The sequence below is a fragment of the Parasphingorhabdus sp. genome (assembly GCF_049667325.1).
GTDB lineage: Bacteria > Pseudomonadota > Alphaproteobacteria > Sphingomonadales > Sphingomonadaceae > Parasphingorhabdus.
On record NZ_JBATHY010000273.1, the window covers coordinates 1 to 4,018 of the forward strand.

5 protein-coding genes are annotated in these 4,018 nt (G+C 59.5%); 1 reads left to right on the forward strand and 4 read right to left on the reverse strand.

The features are described 5' to 3' along the window. Window positions 1–228, forward strand: a 228-nt coding sequence (locus tag WBM93_RS12310; RefSeq protein ID WP_424432161.1) for a GreA/GreB family elongation factor, incomplete at its 5' end; no start/stop codon positions are given. Window positions 229–240: 12 nt separating this feature from the next. Here WBM93_RS12310 and WBM93_RS12315 read toward each other — a convergent pair. The 4 genes from WBM93_RS12315 to WBM93_RS12330 form a co-directional block, all read right to left on the reverse strand. Beyond that, a complete protein-coding gene (locus WBM93_RS12315) occupies window positions 241–1,566 on the reverse strand; it encodes a cystathionine gamma-synthase family protein (protein ID WP_424432162.1) in 1,326 nt (441 codons plus the stop codon). Window positions 1,567–1,615: 49 nt separating this feature from the next. Beyond that, on the reverse strand, window positions 1,616–3,022 hold the full coding sequence (locus WBM93_RS12320; protein WP_424432163.1) for an SLC13 family permease: 1,407 nt from the start codon (window positions 3,020–3,022) through the stop codon (window positions 1,616–1,618). Between the two features lie 118 nt (window positions 3,023–3,140). Continuing rightward, complete coding sequence (gene pgeF, locus WBM93_RS12325) at window positions 3,141–3,902, reverse strand: peptidoglycan editing factor PgeF (RefSeq protein WP_424432164.1); 762 nt, start codon at window positions 3,900–3,902, stop codon at window positions 3,141–3,143. Next, window positions 3,895–3,978 carry an aminopeptidase N C-terminal domain-containing protein gene (locus WBM93_RS12330; RefSeq protein ID WP_424432165.1) on the reverse strand — a complete coding sequence of 28 codons (84 nt, stop codon included), beginning with the start codon at window positions 3,976–3,978 and terminating at the stop codon, window positions 3,895–3,897. Before WBM93_RS12330 ends, pgeF begins: the two co-directional genes overlap by 8 nt. Between the last annotated feature and the right edge of the window lie 40 nt (window positions 3,979–4,018).

The window sequence follows — 4,018 nt, forward strand, 5'->3', positions numbered from 1 at the left end:
GGCGAAAAGGTGGAATTTGGCACCAGGGTGACGTTCCTGCTCAACGGCAATGAGAAAACACTCTCGCTTGTCGGTGATGACGAAGCCGATCCGGCCAGCGCGCTGGTTTCCTTTTCCGCACCGATCAGCCGGGCGCTTATCGGACTGGAACCCGGGGACTATGGTGATTTTGCCGGTCGGGAGGACGCGATTGAAATCCTGTCAATCGAGGCGATCCCTCAGCGATAGCGAGCACTGCGGTTAAACCGCAGCCAGCGCCTGGTCAAAATCGGCGATCAAGTCGTCCGGATCTTCGACACCGATCGAAATCCGTACCAGATTATCGGTGATGCCCAGCGCGGCGCGGCGTTCGTCCGGGACCGACAGATGGGTCATCGCGGCGGGCAGGCTGGCCAGTGTTTCGGTGCCGCCGAGGCTCACCGCCAGTTTCGCAATTTTCATCGCGTCGAGGAACCGGAAGGCTTCTGCCTCGCCACCCTTGATGAACACCGAGAAGGTTGAACCGGCGCCGCTGCAATGGCGGTCGTAAATATCCTTCTGGCTATTGCTCTCGATAAAACCGAGATAGCCCAGCCGTTCGACCTTGGGATGATCGCGCAGAAAGGCACAGACCTTTTCGGCATTTTCACCCGCGCGGGTCATGCGCAGTTCCAGGGTTTCGAGGCTGCGCATCAGCATCCATGCGGTATTGGGGTCGCAGATCGTGCCGATCGTGTTCCGGATCGCGCGGATCGGGTCCATATAGGCCTTGCTGCCGAGGACACCGCCAGCAACCAGATCGCTGTGGCCGCCGACATATTTGGTCAGGCTGTAGATCACGATATCCGCGCCATGTTTGAGCGGTTGCTGCCACAGCGGTCCGAGGAAGGTATTGTCGATCGCGATCGGCGGTGCGCCTTCATCACCGAATACCTGCTTGCACGCATCGGCAACACCTTCGATGTCAACCAGCGCGTTGGTCGGGTTAGCCGGGCTTTCCAGATAGATGATTGCAACCTTGCCGCCATTGGCGGCAGCCTGAGACTTGGCCTGTTCGAGCATCACGGCGACCTCGGACGGAGCGGCGCCAGCCGGGAAGTCGAGAAAGGTCACGCCGAAACGACCCAATATCTTGTTGATCAGCGTCTCGGTCGCCGCGTAGAGCGGCCCGCTGTGGACCACCACATCGCCCTGATTGACATGGGTGAGCAAGACCGTCGCAATCGCCGACATGCCACTGGAGAAGACGAGCGCATCCTCGGCCTCGTCCCACACACTGAGCCGGTCTTCCAGAATTTCCTGATTCGGGCCGTTGAACCGCGAATAGACCAGGCCTTCCGAACCGCCGGGACGTTTGCCGGTAATGCCTTCAAAGAACCGTTTTCCGGCTGCGGCATTTTCGAATGCAAAGGTCGAGGTCAGAAAAATGGGCGGTTTTAGCGCACCTTCCGAAAGCTCCGGATCATAGCCGTGACCCATCATCAATGTCGCCGGTTTCAGCTTGCGCCCGCCAATTTCCTCTATCGGTGTCTTGGGCATCCGGCGCGTGACCGGAACAGCTGCCGTCGGTTCATTTTGCTTCGCCATATTCTTTCTCTCCGCACGATTGAATCTGGATTAAGTCATGCCCGAAAAGCTAATTAGTCACAACTGAAACCATCCACACGCAGCCGATTATGATCGGAATACCGGCAAGATCGAGCAGTAGGCCCGATTTCAGCATTTTGGGCAGTTCGATATGGCCGGTCGACCAGGCAATCGCATTGGGGCCGGTACCCGAAGGCAACATGAATCCCCAGCTCGCGGCCATTGCCGCAGGCACCGCGAGCAGCACCGGATCGATGCCGGTCGCCAGGATCAGACTGGCGACCACCGGCATGATCCCGCTCGCGGTCGCGACATTGGAGGCAAATTCGGTCACCAATATGACCAGCGCGACTAAAGCGATTGCGATGACCAGTACCGGCACCGATTTGAGCGGCTCGAGCGCTCCGCCGAGCCACTCTGCCAGACCGGATTCGATGATTCCGGCAGCCAGCGCCAGCCCGCCTCCGAACATCATGATCACGCCCCACGGGGCCTGATCCGCTTCGTCCCAGTTGAGCAGACGCCGACCCGTGCCATCAGGCAATATGAACAATAACAAGCCACCGACAACCGCGATGCTGCCGTCATGCAAGGCATCGTCGGGGAACAATGTCTTGATTTGCGGCAGGAACAACCAGCCCAGCACGACGATCGCAACCACCGGGATAAGGCGTTTTTCCGGGATGCTCCACGGGCCCGGCGAACCGATTGCCATCCTCGCCTTGACCCCGTCAAAACTGTGCCGTCCGACTTTTTGAACAGCGATGAGAATTCCGGCAAGAACAGGGATGCCGATGACCACGATCGGGATGCCGAATTTGAGCCAGCTGAGGAAATTGAGATTCATGCCCAGGGTCTTGTTGATCAGGCCGGCGGCAATCGCATTGGTCGGGCTGCCGACCAGTGTCCCCAGCCCGCCAATCGACGCAGCAAAGGCCACGCCCATCACCAGAGCCCCGGCAAAGCCGTCGGTTTCACCGTCTTCGACGCCGCCCGCGACCAGCACCGCCAGCGCGATCGGGATCATGATCAGGGTCGACGAGGTGTTGGAGATCAGCATGCTGAGCAAGGCGGTCGCGATCATGAAGGCAAATAATATGCCCCATGCGCTTTTTCCCGACAGCCCGATAATCGCCAGCGCCAGCCGCCGGTGCAGGCCGACCCGCTCAATCGCCAGAGCGAGAAACGCACCACCGAGAATGAGAAACAGGATGGGCGAATAATATTCACCCGCGGTTTCGTTGACCGTCATCACATCCATGGTCGGTAGCGCCAAGAATGGCAACAAAGCGGTTGCCGTCAACGGCACCGCCTGGGTCATCCACCAGGTTGCCATCAAAATGGTCAGCGCGGCAACGTGCCAGGCTTCGGGCGACATCGACTGGGGTGTCGGCGCGAACAGCATGGCAATAAACACCGCCAGACCTGCCCATAGACCGATGCGTTGTGCGTTCATGCCCTCTCCTGTTTACCCGTCATGCCAGCGAAGGCTGGCATCCAAACCGATCGGAATTTCTTAAGATCATTGTTGGTTTAGGCCCCAGCCTTCGCTGGGGTGACTGTAGAAATCAATATTATTCCGAAAGCCCGATCAGCGAAATCTGTCGTCCATAGCCGGCTTCGCCGCGATGGCAGGACCGGCGATAGCTGAAATAGCGATCCTCGTGGACATAGGTGTCCAGCCCGAGCTTCTCGACCTTGCCTACCCCCGCCGCTTGCAACCGCGCTGCGACATAGGCTTCGATATCAAACTGGAAATGGCCCGGTTTTCCAGCAGCGAAGAAGCGGTCATTGACCGCGTCAACCGCTAGAAAGCGGGCGCGGAAGGCGGTGTCCACTTCGTAGCTGGCCTGCGCGATGCACGGACCGATGGCGCAGACGATATTGCCACGATCCGAACCGAGCGCTTCCATCGCTGTAAGAACATTATCTGTCACGCCCGCCAGAGCGCCCTTCCAGCCGGCATGGGCCGCGCCGATCACATTCGCTTGCGGATCGTGGAACAGCACCGGCACGCAGTCGGCGGTCAATATGCCGAGCAGCAGGTTCGGCTGGTCCGTCACCATCGCATCGGCCTGCGGGCGCTGTTCGAGCGGCATCGGGCCGGTTACGGTCACGACGTCCGCGCTGTGAATCTGATGCATGGTAACCAATTCGCCGCCCGGCATCAGACCCTCGACCGCCAGTCGCCGGTTTTCCATGATCGCATCGCGATCATCATCGCTGCCCAGGCCGATGTTCAGCCCGGCATATATGCCTTGCGAGACACCCCCTGCCCGGCCGAGAAAGCCGTGAATCGCACCACCAAGCAGGGGAGACGTCGTAATATCAAGCAAGGCTTTTGTGGACCTGTTCGGCAACATCTTTCGACAAGTCCGGCTGCGCGGCAATTTTTTCCAGCGCCAGCCGCATGAGTTCCGACCGTCCCCGTTCGTAGCGCCGCCAGCGTCCG